General features: G+C 22.7%; 1 protein-coding gene. It reads right to left on the bottom strand.

The window, feature by feature from the left end; translation table 11 throughout:
- Positions 1–18: 18 nt before the first annotated feature.
- On the bottom strand, positions 19–1,394 hold a 1,376-nt coding region (locus ADA42_RS02895; RefSeq protein WP_206541102.1), incomplete at its 5' end, for a DEAD/DEAH box helicase.

The following is a 1,394-nucleotide window of genomic DNA, read 5'->3' as shown; positions in this document are numbered from 1 at the left end:
ACAATTCAAATTATGAAATCATCGGCTTAAACAGGATTCGGGTTCATTTAGTCTATTTACCCTACCGATAAGATTAATTAGTTTTTTTGAATCAAGACCATAAGTATTTAAAATATATAAGTTATCAATTGGTAAATTTACACCTTCCAAGATAACAGAATTGGAAATTAAGTAGCTAATTTCATCAACATTTTTAAACTTATATTCAAGATACTCTTTAATAATATCTGGTAGCTTTCCATGTAAGTAAATAACACCACTTCTTATTAAATCAACACAATAAAAATCTTTATGTATATTTACAGCTAGAGAATGACTGATAATTTCTAAATTATTATTTGTATTTTTTTGTACTTTAGAGCTGATGAGTTTAGCTAATGCTTCAACACTTTTTGGTTTTCTTAAGTAAAAAAAGTTTTTTTTCTTCTCATTTTGAAAGATATAATCTAAATAGTTATCGTAATTTCCAGTGTGGTAATATTCATCAAAAAATTTATTATAAATATAATGTGATTTATCTTGATCGTAAAGATTAATTGAAGATTCTTTAATGTTAAAATCAATTTTTCTTTCAAAAATATTTTGATTAACATCATGTTTTATATTTTCTATGTCTGATATTAAAGGTGATAAATATAATATGCTATTTAGTTTATTTCTAATTTTATTTATTCGGATTAATCTTAAAAGTAATATACTTCTAGGATCACTTTCCATTAAATTGTGCGCCTCATCGATTATTAAAAGATCAAAGCTTAAATTTTTATTTTTACTCAATAATCGTAAAGCTCTTTCTTGAGTTAGAACTGCAATAAAATCATTATTGTCAATGTACATTTCGTCATGGAAAATTATTTTTGTTTCATTGAAATTTTTTTTAATATTATTAAAGGTTTGTATAAGTAAAGATTTTGTGGGTACGATTATTGCAGTTTTTTTATAAGTTTTGTTTTTTAAAAATTCGTATATAAGCTTACTTTTTCCAAAGGAAGTAGGTGCAATATATGCTTTTTCTAGATTTTTTGAATCTAACAAATCAATTCTATTATTTTTCTGTCTATATGTTTCTATAATACCATCAAATTCATATGTATCTACTTTTAAGTCTGAAATTACTTGCAAAATACTAATTGAATTTATTAAATTTTTTTCCAAAATAAATCTTGAAATAGGATACCAACCCATATTAATAGATATATCATATAAAGGGTCATAATAATTATTAACTATAGCTACTTTCAAAACTATAAAATATGCAAATGAAAGACAATTTTTTTCTTTTTGGTTTTGATGATATTTTTTTAGAAAAAGGATTGCACAACTTAAAACAAAAACTAAGTCATCATCATTTAATTTTTCATTCAAAAAGATCTTCTTTATATTTTTTGAAAATC

The organism is Acinetobacter sp. 243_ASPC (assembly GCF_001054715.1).
In the GTDB taxonomy this organism is placed as follows: Bacteria; Pseudomonadota; Gammaproteobacteria; order Pseudomonadales; family Moraxellaceae; genus Acinetobacter; species Acinetobacter soli.
This window is presented reverse-complemented; position numbering and strand designations above follow the sequence as displayed.